The organism is Vibrio plantisponsor, from assembly GCF_013041605.1.
Classification (GTDB): Bacteria; Pseudomonadota; Gammaproteobacteria; order Enterobacterales; family Vibrionaceae; genus Vibrio; species Vibrio plantisponsor.
The window spans coordinates 1-19778 of sequence record NZ_JABEQC010000007.1; the positions used below are offsets into that span (position 1 = coordinate 1).

Here is a 19778-nt window from a genome sequence, read left to right on the forward strand (position 1 = left end):
GCTTTGTCATGTATCCCTCTGAACAACGTTTATCGCATATGAGTAGAGGGAGTAGGCAAGTGAAGTGCCAATTATAAAGTGGCTATATTTCAGTGGTTTAATGATTTTTTATCAAGTGTTGGGCAAGTTTTTACTAGTCAGCGAGCAATAAGTGACACTTGGTGCAAGTTTTTACTTGGATGTATTCACTATTCGCAAAAGGTGAACTCAGTGTGTAGCCGAGGAGTATTAGGCAATAGTTAGGCATAACGTTTGAGCAAATAAAGTTTGTGACTTCAAACAGCAAAACAATGGAGAAGTGAAGCAGGCAAATAGGTTTCGACCTAGCTTTAAAGTAAGTGAGACTTGTAGGTGACCAATGCCTTGTTAGTTCTTTTATTATTTAAGATTAGCTCAACCTGCCTAACTGCAATGCCCTGAGTTAGTCACAGTTTAATGGTTGATTGAACGATATAGTAACTAACATAGATTCAATAGACAGCACCGCTGCCCGCTCTTTAACTACGCCTTTTAATAACAAAACTAACTTATTAATTAATCTATATAAATCGTACGCTCAGGAGGCCTCTATGTCCCATAATTATGACAGACATATCAGTAATTTGACTAAAGACACATATGCTTTGATATTGGCAGGAGGCCGCGGTAGCCGTCTTTTTGAACTCACTGATTCTCGAGCCAAGCCAGCTGTTTATTTTGGTGGCAAGTTTCGTATTATCGATTTCCCATTATCAAATTGTTTCAACTCAGGTATTCACCGAGTAGGTATCGCAACACAGTACAAGTCACACTCGTTGATCCGCCATATTAGCAGAGGTTGGGGTAGCTTTAGGGCTCAACAATTTGTTGAAATTTTGCCAGCTTCACAACGAACCGGTGATGATTGGTATGCTGGTACAGCAGATGCGGTATATCAAAATATTGATATCATTCGTTCTCATAATCCTAAATACATTCTAATTTTGTCTGGTGACCATGTGTACCGCATGGATTATGGTACTTTGCTCGCTGAGCATGTGGCGAATAACGCCGATATGACTGTCTGTTGTCTTGAAGTCGATACAGAAGAAGCTGCGGGCAGTTTTGGTGTTTTGACTGTAGATTCAAAAAGTAAAATTGTTGCCTTTGATGAGAAACCAGCACAACCTAATGAGATTCCGAATAAACCGGGTAAGTGTTTGGCTTCAATGGGAAATTACCTGTTTAATGTTGATTTTCTTTTCAATCAGCTATTAAAAGATGTGGATACCGAAGGTTCGACCCATGATTTTGGACACGATATCATTCCTTCAATCATTAATGAAAGTAATGTCTTTGCCTATTCATTCAAAGACCCAGACAGTGAGAACCAGCCATATTGGCGCGATGTGGGTACATTAGACTCATTTTGGGAAGCGAATATGGAGCTTGTTACTCCTAAGCCACAACTTGATCTTTATGATAAAGCTTGGCCAATTTGGACGTATCAGGAGCAGCTTCCACCTGCAAAGTTCATTTTTGACAATGACGAACGACGCGGAATGGCCGTAGATTCAACGGTATCAGGAGGGTGCATTATTTCTGGCTCTACCATACGAAAATCATTGTTATATTCGAGTGTTCATGCCCACTCATACAGCCTTATCGAAGAGTCAGTATTGTTGCATGGTAGCCATGTGGGTGAGCGCGCTAAGTTGAAACGAGTCATCCTTGACAGTTATTGCAGTGTCCCTGCTGGCTTATGTATTGGTTATGATAGAGATCAAGATATAGCGAATGGTTTCCGCGTGACTGAAAAAGGAGTGACCTTGGTAACTAAAGCTATGCTGGATAAACTCGCAAAATAAACGTACCGAATTATTGCGATAGGGAAACTCTAGTCAAAGGCATCGCTTGCCGAGAAACAAGGCAAGCGAGTCCGATTCGTCGGAGCATGTCGTTCTCCAAGTCTCAGAGTGCGTTATCGCATATTATCTGACTCGAAAAGAGTAGGAGGAATAATCTTGGGAATATCAGTGATTGAAACCAATAGCGCCTAGTATGAGTGGCGTGGATTTTGAGTAATTCTACTAAGAAAGATAGCTGAACATGTCTCAATAGCGGCGATACATTGTAAGTTCGTTAGTGCGCTTACAGTAAAACAATTAAACTTTTCGCCATTATGAGAACTTACTCTTCATCAAAAAAATTTGAGTCCCAATAGACGAAGACTCTCTGTTGAGGAAAACGAAAAATCAATCCGTGTGTACCTAACCCACTTTGTCGGTAAACCATTTCATTGTTCTGATCTTTAAACGTCCCAATTGCATTTTCTACTGGGGAAAGATCATGAACAATTCCATCGTCACGGTTAATCGTAATGTATCCTTGTCTTTGAGAGAAATTACATGCAATTACCTTGTGCGGCTTAACTTCGTCATTTACGTATACGTCACAACGAGCTTTTGTTGAGTCCGCATAGACATTTGTTGTTATTAGACTCATCAGCAGAATAAATTTTAAGTGTTTCATGTTCACCTGTAACTTTGATTGAGGAAGAAGAGGCTATGTTGTTTTAGTTGAAGTATCGATACTTAAATCCATCAAATATTCGATCTAGTTTAATTTTTTGTTCTATAACATATAGATAACTCTTGCAATAAAAAGGGAATTTCTGTTGATAGATCACATTCGAACACTGAAAAATAATCACAGTTTCACAGAATTGCTTTTGTCTTCTATTTTTATCAATTTGCTATCGATGGCTCTGCCTTTCAGTATGTTGCAGATTTACGATCGCATCCTACCTAATGAAGCGTATGGTACGGCTAACGTGCTTTTGATTGGAGTATCGATAGCAATCGTTTTAGAACTTCTCCTACGATATGCCAGAAGCTGGTTTTTAGCTTCTTCCGCTGTTAACTATGAATATTCAGTGACGTCTAAATTAGTTAAACGTCTATTAAAGTCGGATTTTCGTTACCTAGAAAGCTTAGGACCCGGGCGGATTCTCAGTGGAATTAAGAACGTTGCTGTTGTGCGTGACTTATATTCTGGGCAAGCCGCCGTTGCAATGATGGATGTTCCTTTTATCCTACTCTTTCTATTTCTTATTTTTTACATCGGTGGCTGGATAGTCCTCGTGCCAATATTGGTATGGATGATTGCTGGAGTTTGGGTCTGGGTTATTAGTCAGAAATTGTTGGATGCGACGAAAGAATTAGCGATAAGTGATAGTGAAAGAACACGTATTCTTGTACTCGTTCTATCCGGATTAACAACCGTAAAAGCTTTGGCTATAGAAGCGCGGATGACCCACAGATTTAAAGAATTTAACTTCACACAATTCAAACTTCAGACGAATGTCGACCTGCTTTCATCTCGTCTCAATGAAATCGTTCAAGGTGCATCTCTGGCTACCACATTAACTATTGTTATGATTGGTTGCTTATCAGTTTTAGAAGGTTCATTGACTACAGGTGGACTTGCTGCTTGTTCTATTTTAGCAGGACGGGCTGTTGCGCCTTTGAGTTCAATCGGTAGCCTAAGAGCGAAATTCTCATCCGTAAAAGTAGTAAATCAAGATATTGAAAACCTGCTAAATGCTCCTTTAGAAAGGTTTACAGGGGAGGTTACCTACCAAACCAAAATTCCCTTGGGACCAATAGAATTTGAACAAGTCAGCATAGCAAAAAATGGGGCAAAATTGAGTGGCGTAACTGTTGAAATACCACACAATTCAATCACTACGATTACGTCAAATCCTATGAGTTATGCGAGTCTTTTTCTTGGTTCTCTTGGCGCTTTTTTTCCAGTTGAGCAAGGCGTCGTCAAAATAGCTGGAATACCATTAGAGCAGCACGATGATTTTGAGTTTCGTCAATCGGTTTGCTATGTATCGCCTTGGGGTTCTCTATTTCATGGCACAGTAATAGAGAACATGACTATGTTCCATCCGGAAAACGAGGCGTATGCCATCGAACTATCAGAAAAGCTTGGGCTGTCTGAAACAGTATCTAAGTTGCCATATGGATTTCAAACAATTATTGGCACTACTCAGGGGCAAATTCTCAATAAAGGTGCGTTGAAGCTGGTTTCTTTAATACGGGCATTATCTCAACACCCCTCAATTCTGTTATTGGATGAACCCATGGTCTCATTGGATGCTGATTCTCAATCTAAGCTATTGAATCTATTGAATGATAAAAGAAGCCAAATGACGATTATCGTTGCTTCTTATTTCAATGACATGTCGGCCATTAGTGATTTGAAATTGCATATAGAACTTGACGGGTCAATCAGCAGCGATACGAGTGCGGGAGTGAAACTATGAAAGAAGAAAAAGCTCCTATCAAAAACTTTAAGCCAGCATTGATTCAACTGTTTAAGCAAATGGGCTTGAATGTTCAAGCGAGCAACATAGAAAGGAATGTGGCGAACGCAGAGTTAACCTATCTTGAAGCCTATGTATTGTTTAAAAAGCACCAGATTGATGTGAGTGTGCAGAAGTGCAGCAAGCAGATATTAAAAGATGTCTTATTTCCATTTATATGGGTTTCTGGAGAGGGTTTGCCAACTGTAATGAGGTATATCCATGATAGATTTGAGTCATTGGATGAGAGGAATGAGTGGGTAACGATTTCTAAGCAACCTGACAGCGGTTATGTATTTATCATCGATTCTTTACCTAATGTTGGTACGAAGACACGTTTTTTTGCTACTCAGTATTCAAAACTAACTAAATGGTATCGCCCAGTTTTTTGGTTGAGTTTACTTTCTAGTTTGACCGGCTTAGCAATCCCCTTATTCACCATGGCTGTTTATGATCGAGTGATTGCTGGTCATGCTCCACAAATTCTTCCCAATATTGCAGTGGGTGCTGTAATTGCACTAGTAGCTCTGGTGGTCAGTCGTATTCTGCGGGCAAAAATAGTTACTGTTGCAAGTAATCGATTTTCCAGAGATTTATCGTCAATTACATTTAATCGACTAATGAGCATGCCTTTGTCTGTGCTTTCCCGTGTTGGCCTTGCCAATCATATGTCACGTATTCGTAATGCAGAAAATATTCGAAAAGTGATTGCCGGCCCAGCAGGAGCGGGTCTACTCGATCTTCCTTTTTCAATCGTTGTATTGCTTACTATTGCGTTATTAAGTGGTTGGTTGGTTGTTGTTCCCATCGTAATGCTTATCCTGTTCTATTTAGTAATGAAAGTCGTTGAACGGTATGTCAAAAGCGCCTCTCCTACGATTTCTAACGAATATCAAAGTAGATTTAATGAGCTATCAAAAAGCATACTTAGCTTAAAAACTGCAGGAGAAACGGAAGGTTGGTATAACGACTTTATGCGTCGAGCAAAAGAGAACTCACGTCAGAATTTTAGTTATACCAAGAGAAGTGGATTAAACGCTGCGATTGCCCACGCTATGGGCTTAGCGACGGTTTTGGTCACTGTATTTACTGGCATCTATTTAACTTTGAATCAGAGCATCACTCCGGGGGCGCTAATTGCTTGTACGATGCTTATTTGGCGAATAACTGGACCAGCGCAATTAGCATTCTCAGCCCGTCAAAAAATTACGATGGTTAAAGGTACCGCTGCTCAGTTTGACCGCTTTATGGAAGTGCCAACCGAGTTCAGCTCTATGAGACTCGAGTTACCCGACACTAACAATCCGCCCTCAATTAGTTTCAAACAAGTGATTCTGCGATATAGCGCCGAAAGTGAACCTGCATTAGCTGGAGTGAGTTTTGATGTTTCACCAGGCGAAATTGTCGCGGTTATTGGCCCTAATGGAAGTGGGAAAACATCGTTATTACTTTCGGCTTTGGGGGTTTTAGAACCTCAAGCTGGCTACGTAATGGTCAATAACAAAAATTGTAAACAGTATGATACCGAAGCGCTTCGGCGCTGGGCGGCATATAGTCCTACTAATGCTGACATTATTCCTGGGTCTTTGGCTCAAAATATAAGAGTTGCTTGCCCCGACGCAACGGAAGATGAAGTTAGAGATGCACTGACCAAAGCAGGAGCAGGTTCAATATTGAAAGCACTAAATAATGATGTTAATGCGGATGTGTTTGGTAAGGGAGCGAGTGTTTTTTCCTCCGTAGAAAGTGGTTATGTTGGTTTAGCAGTAGCTTTGGCGAAGCGGTCTTCATTTTTAGTTCTAGATGAACCCATTGCTAACCGAAATCCGTATGCGAAACGGGACTTTATAAAGACGTTAACTCAGTTAAAGGGGAACACTACTGTTCTGTTCAGTAGCCATGACAAAGATTTAATTCATCAAGCGGATAAGGTCATTATTTTGGATAAAGGTTCCGTCGTTTACTGTGGTCCTATAATGAATAAAGAAAATCAAGCAGACAAAACAGTCGCACAAGGGGATGCTAATGGCTAATCGTGAGTTGAACAACCGCTATTTTCCTGAACATGAATTTACCGAAGCCCTAGAAGCTCCTTCAGAAAGAAAGCTGATTCAACGAGTCATGTTATTTATTGTTTTGGCTGTATTCTCTATCTTACTTTGGTCAGTTTTTGCCAATATTGAAGAAGTCGCTAAAGCAAAGGGGCAAGTGATTCCTCTCGGTCGAAAACAGGTGATCCAATCGCAAACTGGAGGGACTTTAGCTTCTGTTCTCGTCTCTGAAGGTGATCTAGTCAAGAAGGGAGATACTATTGCGAGTTTTGTCTCTGTAGATAGCCAAGCCGTAGAAGAAGAACTTCTCGGACAGAGAGCAAACCTCGAATTGAAAATAGAAAGATATAACGCTTTCATGGAAACTCGAAAACCTAATTTTGAGGCCTATGCAGACTTGTATCCTAGTCTTGTGGATCAGCACTTAAAAAGCTTAGAAAGGATGAACAAGGAGTATGAAGCCATCGTACAACTGTCTCAGTCCGATATAGAAAAATCCACGGCAGAACTTCGTAGTATCGATTTCGAAATTCCACCTTTAAAAGATCAAATTAAATCGTCCGAACAATCTCTAAAAATGATGAACTCGGCTAAAGGAAGCCAAGCTGTCTCTAGGTTAACAATGTTGGAAACTCAGCAGAAATATGATTCCTACATTCGAGAACTAAAAAACCTTGAGGGAAGACGTGGAGTGGTAGAGAAAACGATTCAAAACTTGCAAAAGCAGTTAGAGCAGAGAATTGCCACTTTGTATAAAGAAGTGGGTGAAAACCGAACTGATGCACATTCAGAACTTATTGGTGTTACAGCAAGGTTGAAATCTTCGAATCTTCAGATTCAGCAGGACACTATTGTTTCTCCTGTCGACGGTATTATTCAATCCATTCCGAACTCGTCATCTGGAAGTGTGATCCAGCCTGGAGGAACCGTAGCTGTCATCGTCCCGACGACCGCAACAGCACTGTTGGAAGCAAAGTTATCGCCCAGAGATATTGGCTTTGTGAGAGTTGGCCAAAAAGCGAAAATAAAAATCGATGCTTATGATTACAGTCGATATGGATCTATTGATGGGACGGTAAAAAAAATATCACCGACGACTGATGCCGATGAAAAAGGCGGCGTCTATTACAAGGTTCAAATTGATATTGAAAAGCCTTATTTTGGTAACAATCCTGAAGTGTTGCATCTATTACCCGGTATGACCGGAGAGGCTGATATTGTCACTGGTGAGAAAACAATTTTTCAGTATCTCTGGAAGCCAGTATTTACCAATATCCGAGAATCTTTTGGTGAGCGATAAAGAAGGGCAGAGATTATGCGAGAGAAGAAAACGGAAAATTCCAGCAATAAAAAGGCCTCTGCTTCGGAAACGCCGAGTATAAATAAAAGGGATGACAAAGCTAGGTTCAAAGCCAAAGAGTTAGACAAGAAAGCTGCACTATTGAAAGCGCAACAGTTTAGGACTTCCAATCTAGAATCAGATTTCAATAGCGATTTAGTAGCAGACAAGTCATGGCATACTGCTCACGCACAGGCTACCGCAAAAGAAGCAACAGAATCGTCTGAACTATTAGATGAAAGTGTTACAGCAACAAGTAGTGAGCCAAGCTCACCTAATGCCGATAGAAGCGCAATAGCGGAAGACGAGATTGCTTTATCAGCAACGGACGATAGTCAGGCAAAGGATAATACGGGTGCTGAAAACATCTCTAATCATAGAGGTGGAAACCATGTCATAGTTGAACTTAAAGAATCAATCACAGGTGACCTTGACCCATTAAAGCAATCTATGGGCAATAACTTCAAATCAGCACTTGTGGCGCCTAGTGATCTCAACAAAGCAGAGCCAACTGTCAACACTCTGCAAGCGCCCCCCGCAACTCATTCAGCACATCATTCCCCTCAAGCGAGTAATAGTTCGGCGCAACATACTCTGGCTATCAACCATTTACCTCCTGCACAGTTGGTAAAAGAGGATGCTTCAGTTAGCACTGTCGATGGACAGTTAACAGCTTCTGGTGACGGGAGTTTATCTGTGAGTTGGTCTGTAGCGTCAACTCACGGAAAGTACGGTGATTTGCAACTCGATAGTAAAACAGGTGAATGGCATTATCATTTGGATAACCACCTTGCTGATACGGATCAGCTTGGTGAAGGCGAAGTTCATACGGAACATTTTACAGTTACGGCAACGGATAAATTCGGACATGTAATACACACAGAAATTCTCGTTAATGTGGAAGGTACGAATGATGCTCCGAAGGTGTCACATACAGTTGTAGACGAGGTGGTCGATCAAGGTGCCATTCTTCAGTTTACGTTGTCGGCTGATACGTTCAGCGATATTGACCATGGCGATACACTAACCCTGTCAACGGGAACGCTACCTGCGTGGCTGCATTTTGATGCCAGTACGGGTACTTTCAGTGGTACGCCGACCAATAGCGATGTAGGGCAAACGCGTATTACAGTGACCGCGACAGATAACCATGGTGCTCATGTATCGACTACTTTTGACCTCACTGTGAACAATGTGAATGACGCCCCCGTGCTCACACCGATGGCAACGGTGAAAGTGGATGAAGATGGCGCGTCAGTACAAGGACAAATACACGCCACGGACATTGATACGGGAGATACGCTAACGTTCAGCGCTGGTCAGGTAGATGGTTTCACCTTCCATTCAGATGGCAGTTGGACCTTCGACCCAAGTCACAGTGCATACCAACATTTGGCGGTGGGGGAAACACTGCCACTCAGCATTCCTGTTACTGTCACCGACAGTCATGGTGCCAGTGATGTTCAACAATTGAATATTGTGGTGAGCGGTACCAATGACGCGCCGACGGTTACATCAAGCATTACGTTGCCTGAAGGCAGCGAAGATACGAGTGTCTTGATTTCGGCATCATCGCTGTTGGCCAATGCTACCGACATTGATAGTGGTGAAACTCAACAGTTGACGGTTCAGCATTTGCACGCTGACCACGGCTCTATCGTTGATAACCATGATGGAACATTTACCGTTAATCCTGATGCGAACTACAACGGTAGAGTGACCTTTACCTATAATGTCCAAGATCCTCAAGGGGCGACAGTCGCAACGTCAGCAACGATGGATTTAAAAGCCGTTGGTGATGCAGCGATTATCACAGGACAAGATACGGGACACGTGACCGAAGATTTGTATGATGCTACCCAAACACAGAACTTAATGGCGTGGGGTCAGTTAACGGTTACCGACCCTGATAAAGGTGAAGCGGGTTTTGTCGAGCATATTACAGGCCTTGCGCGTTTTGCTAAGCCCGATTTTGTTTCGGGTCAGTACGGTAGAGTTGAAATCTCAGAAGATGGGCACTGGACCTATATGGTGCCAAACAGTCATCCAGATGTTCAATCTTTAGGTGTGGGTCAACATCTCACAGACCATATTGAGGTGGAATCATTAGATGGTACTAAGCACACCATCACAATTACTATTGATGGTACAAATGATGCCCCAACGGTGACTCATACCGTTGCAAATCAGACAGTAGACCAGAGTGCTACACTTCAGTTTAGGTTGCCGGCTGATACGTTCAGCGACATTGACCATGGCGATACACTAACCCTGTCAACCGGGACGCTACCTGCATGGCTGCATTTTGATGCCAGTACGGGTACTTTCAGTGGTACGCCGACCAATAGCGATGTAGGGCAAACTCGTATTACAGTGACCGCGACAGATAACCATGGTGCTCATGTATCGACTACTTTTGACCTCACTGTGAACAATGTGAATGACGCCCCCGTGCTCACACCGATGGCAACGGTGAAAGTGGATGAAGATGGCGCGTCAGTACAAGGACAAATACACGCCACGGACATTGATACGGGAGATACGCTAACGTTCAGCGCTGGTCAGGTAGATGGTTTCACCTTCCATTCAGATGGCAGTTGGACCTTCGACCCAAGTCACAGTGCATACCAACATTTGGCGGTGGGGGAAACACTGCCACTCAGCATTCCTGTTACTGTCACCGACAGTCATGGTGCCAGTGATGTTCAACTATTGAATATTTTGGTGACCGGTACCAATGACGCACCAGTATTATCAATTCAACCATTTGATAACACTTCAGGTCATTTAACAGAGGTAGATGTTGACTCTAGCGATACGCATCAGTTCTCGGTCGTACAGTCTAGCGGTAGCTATGGTGACCTTATAGTTAACTCACAAACTGGTGAATACAATTATGTGCCCAGAGCGTCGGTTGCGGGGATGTCATACGATTCAACGACTAATACTTACAGTGGATCTGATGTATTTGAAGTTCGAGTAACAGATAACCACGGAGCAGAATCCACAAAATTTATTACATTCAATGTGCAATCAATTCTTACACCTACCAGTGCTACGGGTTATCAGGTACACAGCCATGTGACAGCTCCACCTCAATTAACAGCGGCAAGCCCAAGTGTTCATATGTCATCATTGCCATTAACCAACGATGTTACTTTGGAGCTCGAAACGACGAGTGATACTGGTATGTCTGACCAAGATCATTTAACGCGCGATAATACTCCAACGGTACATGGGACATCGGAGATCCCTTTCTCTGTAATTGAGATCCATGAAGGAAATTCATTGATAGCTACGGTAGTGTCCGACGCTTCCGGTCATTATCGGGCAGATTTACCACATATGATTGATGCAACCCATTCGTTGTTTGCTATAGCTGTTTCTCCGTCATCAATCTCTGGTACATCTGTACCATTAGATTTGACCGTGGACACACAATCTGAACTGCATGTAAACCCGATTGCTGGCGATAACATCCTTGATGCTGTTGAACACACACATCTTTTAACTATAGACGGCACAGCAAATGGTATAGAGGATGGCCAAATCATTACTGTTTCTATTGGAGGAAATAACCATCAAGCAGTAGTTAGCAACGGGTTGTGGTCGGTGGATATAGATGCAACGGAGGTTCAGTCATTAACAGGTGGTCTTCATGATGTGCTTGTTAGTGCAGAAGATAGAGCTGGCAATGCTGTCAGTTCGAACATCCCGCTTTTTGTCAGTGATGCTTCAACACCAGTTCCATCTATGAGTTTCCAAACTCCTCCTACACCTACAGGTGGTGGCTCAATTGGTTCCCATATTTCAGGTACTATATTAATACCACCATTATTGCAGCAACTTAGTCCGCAAGCCTCTGGCTCTGGTGGTTGGGGCATAGATGATGGGCATGGTCACACTGTCACAAGTCTTCAGGGGGACTATGGAACCTTAACAATTGATCCAGTATCCGGACATGTCGAGTACATTTACAACACTGCTCCCATACAAAGTGTAAAGGCAACGGGTGGTACGCATGTTGCCGGACAAACAACAACAGAAGAGCACCATGATATTTTTAAGGTTGTTTATCATGACGTTCATGCTTCTGATATAGACGTCAAAGTGGATTTAGATGTGACCTATATCCACGGGCATAGTGGTCATAACCAGTTATCCACTCATCTTGTGGATATGACTCTTATACCAGCGACTCCATCCTCAGCACCCCCAGTACAACACGATGAGGTTATTGATGGGATTGTCCCTGACGAGTTTACTGTAGAGATTCTCGATGACGCGCATAATTCTGATATGAATCTCCCCTTTGATGGAACACATCAGTTAGATCAAGCGACGAAACCTATTGACCATTACTTAGATATGGTTGGTGTGTCTAATAGTCACGTTAGTGCGAGTGATAACCTACCTTTAAGTAATAATTTACCTTCTATTTCAGAAGCAATAGATAGTTCACTGGATGATAATGGTTATTCACATACTGAGGACGGCTTACCCCATGATCCTTTAGTGGATAGTAAAGATGAACGTTATGATGAAAAGCATTTACCAGATAGTCTAGACGCTCATCAATCAGATTCATCTCATACTGACGACTTATTACATCAGGGGCTCAGTGACATGCATAATCACATATAGCTGTTGGTATCGGAGTTTAGGGGGCGTTCAATAGGATACGGGACCTGTCTTGAATGAGTTAGATAATAAACTTAGCAAGTATTTGTCCAAGATTGTTTTGGCTTCATAGCAAAAAGGCGAACCGCTCGGTTCGCCTTTACTCTCTGTAACTTAGTTAGTCACACAATTAATAGTCATCAACAGATTCAATCGCTACTCGTAGCTTTCAATACTAGGGCAAGAACAGATTAGGTTACGGTCGCCATAGACGTTGTCAACTCGGTTAACTGTTGGCCAGTATTTTGAGTCTTTCGTTTGCTTACTTGGGAAGCAAGCAATCTCACGTGAATATGGGTGATCCCACTCTGTGCTTGATAGATCAACTTGAGTATGAGGAGCGTTAACCAATGGGTTGTTTTCCAGTGGCCAAACACCGTTATGAACTTGGGTGATTTCTTCACGAATTGCGATCATTGCATCACAGAAACGGTCTAGTTCAGCTAAATCTTCAGATTCCGTTGGCTCTACCATTAATGTGCCAGCAACAGGAAAGGACATAGTTGGTGCATGGAATCCGTAGTCCATTAAACGCTTAGCAATGTCTTCTTCGCTGATACCTGTTTCTTCTTTTAATGGGCGAATGTCGATAATACATTCATGGGCTACGCGGCCATTTTTACCACGGTACAATACAGGGTAGTGTGGGCGTAGGCGTTCCATCACATAGTTAGCGTTCAGAATAGCCACTTTGGTTGCATCAGTTAGGCCTTCTGTTCCCATCATTGCAATATATGCCCATGAAATAGGAAGAATAGATGCACTGCCGATATCGGCTGCTGAAACCGCATAGTCGGTGCCTTCAATGCCATCTTCGATATGACCTGGAAGGAATGGTGCTAAGTGAGACTTAACGCCAATTGGTCCCATACCCGGACCGCCACCACCGTGTGGAATACAGAACGTTTTGTGCAGGTTCAGGTGCGAAACATCTGAGCCGATGAAGCCCGGAGAAGTTAGGCCAACCTGAGCGTTCATGTTTGCACCGTCTAGGTAAACCTGACCGCCTGCTGCATGTACCATGTCACAGACTTCACGTACTTGCTCTTCGTAAACACCGTGCGTAGAAGGGTAAGTGATCATAATGCTTGATAGATTGTCTTTATGTTTTTCAATCTTATCTGCAAGGTCGCCTAGATCGATGTTTCCGTTCTCAGCACATTTTACCACTACCACTTTCAATGAAACCATTGATGCAGTTGCTGGGTTAGTACCATGTGCAGAGCTTGGGATTAAACATACGTTGCGATGACCTTCTCCACGGCTTTGGTGGTAACGTTGAATCGCGAGCAGGCCAGCATATTCGCCTGAAGCACCAGAGTTTGGCTGAAGAGAAAATGCATCGTAGCCAGTAATCTCACATAGTTTCTCTTTCAGATCATTCGCTAGAGCTGTATAACCAGCAGCTTGTGCTTTTGGCGCAAACGGGTGTAGTGCTCCGAACTCAGGCCATGTCACTGGGATCATCTCTGCAGCCGCGTTAAGCTTCATGGTACAACTGCCTAGTGGGATCATACCGTGAGTCAGAGAGAAGTCTTTATTTTCAAGCTTCTTCAGGTAACGCATCATCTGCGTTTCACTACGGTGCGTGTTAAACACTGGGTGAGTTAAATACTTAGAAGTACGACGGCAGTTCTCAGGAATAGCGGCGTATTCATTACTTGCGATTGTGTTTGAAAGTTCAGAGATATCTTCTTTAACGTCGAAGATAGCAAATAAAGCTTCAATATCTGCAAGTGTTGTAGTTTCATCGAAGCTAATACCAAGCTGATTTGGAAGTTTGCGTAAGTTGATATCCGCTTGTTGTGCTTTTAGATAGACTGCTTCAGTGTTGCTACCAGTATTGATAGTAATCGTGTCGAAGAAGCTATTGTGTGCAAGCTCGTAGCCTGATTTAGTTAAACCAGCGGCAAGAATTGCAGTTAAATGATGTGTACGACGAGCAATCTTCAATAAACCTTCTGCGCCATGGTATACCGCGTAGAAAGAAGCCATGTTTGCAAGCAGAGCCTGAGCTGTACAGATGTTCGAAGTCGCTTTCTCACGACGAATATGTTGTTCGCGAGTCTGCATTGCCATACGAAGAGCTTGGTTGCCTTTGCTGTCAATCGATACACCAATAACACGGCCTGGCATAGTACGTTTGTAAGCTTCGCGAGTTGCCATAAACGCAGCGTGCGGACCGCCGTAACCCATAGGTACGCCAAAGCGCTGAGCAGAACCAATCACTACGTCTGCGCCCATTTCACCTGCTGGTTTTAGTAGGGTGCTCGCCAAAAGATCGGTCGCTACCGTAACTAACGTTTTGTTTGCGTGTGCTTTTTCGATGATGTCGGTTAAATCACGAACTTCACCTGTCGTGCTTGGGTACTGAAGAAGCGCACCGAAAACATCTTGCTCAGCAAGGCAATCGATTGCGCCGATAATAACTTCAAAACCAAAGAACTCTGCGCGAGTCTTCACCACTTCGATAGTTTGTGGATGAACGTCATCCGCTACAAAGAAGCTGTTACTCTTGCTCTTGCCTGCGCGTTGACACAGAGTCATTGCTTCAGCTGCCGCTGTTGCTTCATCAAGTAGTGATGCGTTGGCAATGTCCATCCCCGTTAGGTCCATTACCATTTGTTGGTAGTTCAATAAAGACTCTAAACGACCTTGAGAGATCTCTGGTTGGTATGGTGTATATGCGGTGTACCAGCCTGGGTTTTCAAGCACGTTACGTAAGATTACGTTTGGCGTGAAAGTGTTGTAGTAACCCTGACCAATGAATGTTCTTTTCACTTGGTTTTGCTCTGCGAAAACACGCATAGCAGCAAGCATGTCAGCTTCGCTTTTTGCTGGAGCAAGATTAAGAGGAGATTCTAGGCGAATACTTGCTGGAACCGTATCTGCGATAAGTGCGTTTAAGCTCTCAGCTTTGATGGTCGCAAGCATTTTTGCTTGATCGTTATGATTAGGACCATTGTGTCGAGCAACAAATTCATTTTGCGTGCTTAGGCTATGAAGTAGTTCAGTCATTTTCCCTTTACCTTCTAAACCACGAGACAACTCGCTTGCGTGGCTTTGAAAAAAAGCTGCCCCGAGTGGACAGCTTTCCTGTTGTATAAATTAGTCTTCTTCGATTGAGCTCAGATACTCTTCGGCATCTTTAAGGTCGTCTAGCTCTGCAGGATCGGACATTTTTACTTTCACAATCCAGCCGCCTTCATAAGGCTCTTCGTTGATAAGCTCAGGGCTATCTTGTAGCTCTTCATTTACTTCAACTACCACACCAGATACTGGTGCATAGATATCAGAAGCCGCTTTTACAGATTCAACAAGTGAAAAGCTGTCTCCAGCATCAATTTCTGTATCTGTTTCTGGTAGTTCAACGAAAACCACATCACCCAGCATCTCTTGAGCGTGCTCAGAAATACCGATAGTTACAGTGCCATCACCGTTGTCACGAACCCATTCATGGCTTTCTGTAAACTTCAGTGTATTGTCCATTGCTAATTCTCCAAAAAAAGTATCCAAACTGTACTACCGATTGAATGGAGTCTTGAGTATTAAGGTTCCATTCAATCTTCAAGCATTATCAAACGTTTTGTTGTCGACAGACTTCTTAAATAGACCTTATCAACAACGATTTCAAATTCTAAACGGCTTAACCCTATCTATTCGTGTTGATGTGTGAAATCCACATCAAAAGTAATGATAGGCATCTCTGGTGCAAAAAGAGATGATTTATTTGTTAGTGCTTCGCTTTAAAGGCTGTGAGTGGCTTTGCTCATTGTTTGTAATTAGTTGTTAGGCATTACAATGTGAACGCGGTCGATATAGATAAGCATTTTATTAAGCAAAAATGTTAAATTTACCCGGTTCAGCGATACCACCATTATTGGCATAGCTAACAAGCCAGTAACATACTCTTTGGTGTGACAACAATCAATGAAAAATTTCCTATAGGAAACATTGGTGGCGTTTTTGTTAGCCATAGCACGCTTTATTTCCTGATGTGCTCTTTAATGAATCAATAGCTTTGTGCCACAATGATTCTCAAATACAGGAATGCTATTCATTAGAGGGAAAGCATGTCAGAAGACATTTATGATGAGTACCCATCAATGATACTTGCCAAAGAAGCAAGTGAACAAAATATCGAACCATTGAAACTTGGTCAGAGAATAAAAGATATCCGAACAAAGTTAGGAATCACGTTAGAAGAAGCAAGTAACCGAACGGGTTTGGCTCGTTCGACACTGAGCAAAATAGAGAACGAACAGATTTCGCCAACCTTTCAAGCAATGCAAAAGTTAGCTCATGGTTTGCAAATTGATATGCCGCAACTGTTTGAGCCGCCAAAGAAAATTTTAGCGACAGGCCGTAGAGATATTACAAAAAACAGTGCGGGTAAACCCCATCCGACGCAAACCTATGAGCATGAACTGTTAGCTACTCAGTTATCAAATAAGAAAATGATGCCATTTAAAAGTCGCGTTCGAGCTCGTGCTTTTGAAGAGTACAGTGACTGGGTTCGCCATGACGGTGAGGAGTTTCTTCTTATTCTCGAGGGGGTGGTTATGTTCTATAGCGAGTTTTATGAACCTGTTCGCTTGGAAGAGGGTGACAGCGTTTATTATGACGCCACGATGGGGCACATGCTGGTTTCATTAAGTGAAGTTGATGCCCATATTCTCTGGGTAACAGCAAAATAGACTCAAAAGCCAGAAGTTTCCTATAGTGAAGGCAAACGTTTGCATTTTGTTTTAAATTGAAGAAAAATACGCCGCATTGATGTTTAAAGACTCAATGCGGCGTTTTTGTTGCCTAAAGAGAATGTGATTGAGTTGTTAACTTAGATCTTTGTCACTGTTTGAATCTTGTTAATCAGAGAAAACAGGCGCATTCTTGTTTACTATTGGAAACATGGTTTCCGCTTTATGGAACTTTTGCTTTTTGAGATGGCTGACTCTACGTGTAAGAGCTTGGCAAAATGGAGAATAAAATGACTCAAGAACATGCGACTCAGGAACTTCTAGTTACTCCTTTACATACTTTGCACATTGAAGTTGGTGCAAAGATGGTTCCTTTCGCAGGCTATGATATGCCTGTTCAGTATTCACTAGGCGTAAAAAAAGAGCACTTGCATACCCGCGAGGCTGCGGGACTGTTTGATGTTTCGCATATGGGTCAGCTTCGTCTGCATGGTGAAGGTGCAGCTCAAGCACTAGAAACTTTAGTTCCAGTGGATATCGTGGACTTGCCTCAAGGTAAGCAGCGTTACGCATTTTTCACTAATGAAGAAGGTGGCATTTTAGACGACCTAATGGTTGCTAATTTAGGCGACCATTTGTTTGTCGTTGTTAATGCGGCTTGTAAGGAACAAGATATCGATCATCTGCATGCACATTTACCTTCAGGGGTTGAACTTGAAGTGATCAAAGACAGAGCGCTATTAGCACTGCAAGGTCCGAAAGCTGCTGAAGTTCTATCGCGTTTGCAACCTGCAGTAGCTGATATGCTTTTTATGGATATTCAGCAAGTCAGCATCGATGGTATTGAGTGTATCGTTAGCCGCAGTGGTTACACTGGTGAAGATGGCTATGAAATTTCAGTTCCAGCTGACCAAGCTCAAAAATTGGCTCGTAAGCTAACTTCATTTGAGGAAGTGGAATGGATTGGTCTAGGTGCTCGTGACTCTTTACGTTTAGAGTGTGGCTTATGTCTATACGGTCATGATTTAGATACAACCACTACACCAGTAGAAGCAAGCTTGCTATGGGCTATTCAACCAGTACGTCGCACAGGCGGTGCTCGCGAGGGTGGCTTCCCAGGGGCTGAGATTATTCTCAACCAGATCGCGACTAAAGATGTGGCTCGCAAACGCGTTGGTTTGGTTGGTCAGACGAAAGCGCCAGTTCGTGAAGGTACAGAGTTGTTTGACGCAGATGGTCAACATATTGGTGTTGTTACAAGTGGTACTGCGGGGCCAACAGCGGAAAAACCAGTTTCTATGGCTTATGTTCGTAATGACTTTTCAGCAGTTGGTACGGAATTATTTGCAGAAGTTCGTGGCAAAATGCTCCCGATGTTGGTAGAAAAAATGCCGTTTGTACCGCAAAGATACTACCGCGGTTAAGTGAATTTAAGTAAATAGGTTAGTCCTAAGAGTCGTAAGTCTAGTCTTACGGCTCTTTTTTATTTACATTAGCCGTCTAAAATTATCAGTAACAGATGTAAGTAATGGATTACCACTATGAAGAAAAAGGCTGTTTTGTTGTCCTCCCTGATAGGAATGAGTTGCCATTTAGCTGCTTCTGAAGATTATCAGGCTTATATTGTGAATGGCACTAATGCCAGCATCACAACTTTTCCTTCCTACGTGGCTTTATTTGTAGACTTGATCGATTACAACAACACCTATTATGAGGGGAGTTATTGCGGTGGAACAATTTTAAACTCCACTCACATTCTAACTGCCGCTCACTGTGTTTATAGCTCTGATCCGGACAACAACTTGTATTCTCTGTTTACTACTGTTGTTCCAGACTTACAGTATGAGAGTTATTTTCCTAACAACATCACTGAAAAGAAACGTGTAGCAAAAATTTATTATCGTGATGACTACAACAGTTCTACGTTGAATAATGATTTGGCAATACTGCAACTGGAATCAGCACTTACAACTATCAACTCTAGTTATTATGCGAATAGACCTTCGACAGGTACTACTTACCGTAACGCTTCAGAGACTTTTTATGCGGTCGGGCATGGTGATGTCAAAACTGGTGTGGATGATAAAGATTTTTTACAGAAAGCCTCTTTGACGTATGTGGATAACAGTTCTTGTAACTACAGCAATATGACAGACACCAAACTATGTATGGAGGGAGTGGTTAGCCCATCAAACGGATTAGAAGCCAGTACTTGCCAAGGTGATTCAGGTGGTCCTTTATATTGGTACTCCGGTAGCAATTACATTCAAGTGGGATTAACCAGTTTTGGCCCTTCTACATTTTGCGGGGATGCCAGCTCAAAGTTTGGGGCGACTTCAGTTTTTACAGAAGTTTATGACTACCGAACATGGATAGACAGCGTATTAGCGGGCACCGAGACAGCAAAATATATCGCGACCGATACTAAAAGGCAGTCATACGTCGACCGTATTGGACAAGAATCTTCTAGCTCAGGAGATTCTGGCGGAGGGGCATTTGGTTTTATGTCGCTATTGTTTATGACTCTTTTGGCGTTAGTAAGGCGTAACGCTCAATAAAATACTCAGCTACCTTTCAACTATTCCTCAAGTCGTTGTCACCCCTGCACGACGACTTTTTTTTCACATCGTGTAATGCACAATTCATCCACTTTCTAATTACTGGGATCTAGTTCTATAGTT

The 19778-nt window shown here is 42.6% G+C and carries 11 protein-coding genes; 8 read left to right on the top strand and 3 right to left on the bottom strand.

From position 1 onward, the window contains the following. Positions 1 to 569: 569 nt before the first annotated feature. Positions 570 to 1826 (top strand): glucose-1-phosphate adenylyltransferase, encoded by a 1257-nt coding sequence (gene glgC, locus HKI82_RS10995; RefSeq protein ID WP_102943166.1) that lies wholly within the window; start codon positions 570 to 572, stop codon positions 1824 to 1826. Positions 1827 to 2148: 322 nt separating this feature from the next. Here the strand turns inward: glgC and HKI82_RS11000 are convergent, their stop codons facing one another. Then, positions 2149 to 2490 carry a hypothetical protein gene (locus HKI82_RS11000; protein ID WP_102943167.1) on the bottom strand — a complete coding sequence of 114 codons (342 nt, stop codon included), beginning with the start codon at positions 2488 to 2490 and terminating at the stop codon, positions 2149 to 2151. A gap of 145 nt (positions 2491 to 2635) precedes the next feature. On the opposite strand from HKI82_RS11000, the gene HKI82_RS11005 reads away from it, so the two are divergent. From HKI82_RS11005 to HKI82_RS11020, 4 genes are read left to right on the top strand one after another with little or no spacing between them, the layout of a single operon-like run. Then, positions 2636 to 4291 carry an ABC transporter transmembrane domain-containing protein gene (locus HKI82_RS11005; protein ID WP_171138027.1) on the top strand — a complete coding sequence of 552 codons (1656 nt, stop codon included), beginning with the start codon at positions 2636 to 2638 and terminating at the stop codon, positions 4289 to 4291. Next, entirely contained in the window at positions 4288 to 6363 is a 2076-nt protein-coding gene (locus HKI82_RS11010) for a peptidase domain-containing ABC transporter (protein ID WP_171138028.1), read from the top strand. The genes HKI82_RS11005 and HKI82_RS11010 overlap by 4 nt, the downstream gene beginning before the upstream one ends. Continuing rightward, complete coding sequence (locus HKI82_RS11015) at positions 6356 to 7681, top strand: HlyD family type I secretion periplasmic adaptor subunit (protein ID WP_102943170.1); 1326 nt, start codon at positions 6356 to 6358, stop codon at positions 7679 to 7681. Before HKI82_RS11010 ends, HKI82_RS11015 begins: the two co-directional genes overlap by 8 nt. 15 nt (positions 7682 to 7696) lie before the next feature. Beyond that, entirely contained in the window at positions 7697 to 12364 is a 4668-nt protein-coding gene (locus HKI82_RS11020) for a VCBS domain-containing protein (RefSeq protein WP_171138029.1), read from the top strand. Between the two features lie 192 nt (positions 12365 to 12556). Here the strand turns inward: HKI82_RS11020 and gcvP are convergent, their stop codons facing one another. Continuing rightward, complete coding sequence (gene gcvP, locus HKI82_RS11025; protein ID WP_171138030.1) at positions 12557 to 15418, bottom strand: aminomethyl-transferring glycine dehydrogenase; 2862 nt, start codon at positions 15416 to 15418, stop codon at positions 12557 to 12559. A 90-nt stretch (positions 15419 to 15508) separates the two neighbouring features. Beyond that, positions 15509 to 15889, bottom strand: a complete 381-nt coding sequence (gene gcvH, locus HKI82_RS11030) for a glycine cleavage system protein GcvH (RefSeq protein ID WP_042487376.1) — start codon at positions 15887 to 15889, stop codon at positions 15509 to 15511. A gap of 584 nt (positions 15890 to 16473) precedes the next feature. On the opposite strand from gcvH, the gene HKI82_RS11035 reads away from it, so the two are divergent. The 3 genes from HKI82_RS11035 (at position 16474) to HKI82_RS11045 (ending at position 19655) form a co-directional block, all read left to right on the top strand. Next, positions 16474 to 17097 (top strand): helix-turn-helix domain-containing protein, encoded by a 624-nt coding sequence (locus tag HKI82_RS11035; RefSeq protein WP_171138031.1) that lies wholly within the window; start codon positions 16474 to 16476, stop codon positions 17095 to 17097. A gap of 290 nt (positions 17098 to 17387) precedes the next feature. Then, the gene (gene gcvT / locus HKI82_RS11040) at positions 17388 to 18521 is read left to right on the top strand and encodes a glycine cleavage system aminomethyltransferase GcvT (RefSeq protein WP_171138032.1); all 1134 of its coding nucleotides are present in this window, start codon (positions 17388 to 17390) and stop codon (positions 18519 to 18521) included. A gap of 117 nt (positions 18522 to 18638) precedes the next feature. Continuing rightward, positions 18639 to 19655: a S1 family peptidase gene (locus HKI82_RS11045; protein ID WP_102941289.1), complete on the top strand. Its 1017-nt coding sequence runs from the start codon at positions 18639 to 18641 to the stop codon at positions 19653 to 19655. The last annotated feature ends 123 nt before the right edge of the window (positions 19656 to 19778 follow it).

Coding starts and splice junctions, on each gene's coding strand:
- glgC (WP_102943166.1), top strand. CDS start 570: ATGTCCCATAATTATGACAGACATATCAGTAATTTGACTAAAGACACA.
- HKI82_RS11000 (WP_102943167.1), bottom strand. CDS start 2,490: ATGAAACACTTAAAATTTATTCTGCTGATGAGTCTAATAACAACAAAT.
- HKI82_RS11010 (WP_171138028.1), top strand. CDS start 4,288: ATGAAAGAAGAAAAAGCTCCTATCAAAAACTTTAAGCCAGCATTGATT.
- HKI82_RS11015 (WP_102943170.1), top strand. CDS start 6,356: ATGGCTAATCGTGAGTTGAACAACCGCTATTTTCCTGAACATGAATTT.
- HKI82_RS11020 (WP_171138029.1), top strand. CDS start 7,697: ATGCGAGAGAAGAAAACGGAAAATTCCAGCAATAAAAAGGCCTCTGCT.
- gcvP (WP_171138030.1), bottom strand. CDS start 15,418: ATGACTGAACTACTTCATAGCCTAAGCACGCAAAATGAATTTGTTGCT.
- gcvH (WP_042487376.1), bottom strand. CDS start 15,889: ATGGACAATACACTGAAGTTTACAGAAAGCCATGAATGGGTTCGTGAC.
- HKI82_RS11035 (WP_171138031.1), top strand. CDS start 16,474: ATGTCAGAAGACATTTATGATGAGTACCCATCAATGATACTTGCCAAA.
- gcvT (WP_171138032.1), top strand. CDS start 17,388: ATGACTCAAGAACATGCGACTCAGGAACTTCTAGTTACTCCTTTACAT.
- HKI82_RS11045 (WP_102941289.1), top strand. CDS start 18,639: ATGAAGAAAAAGGCTGTTTTGTTGTCCTCCCTGATAGGAATGAGTTGC.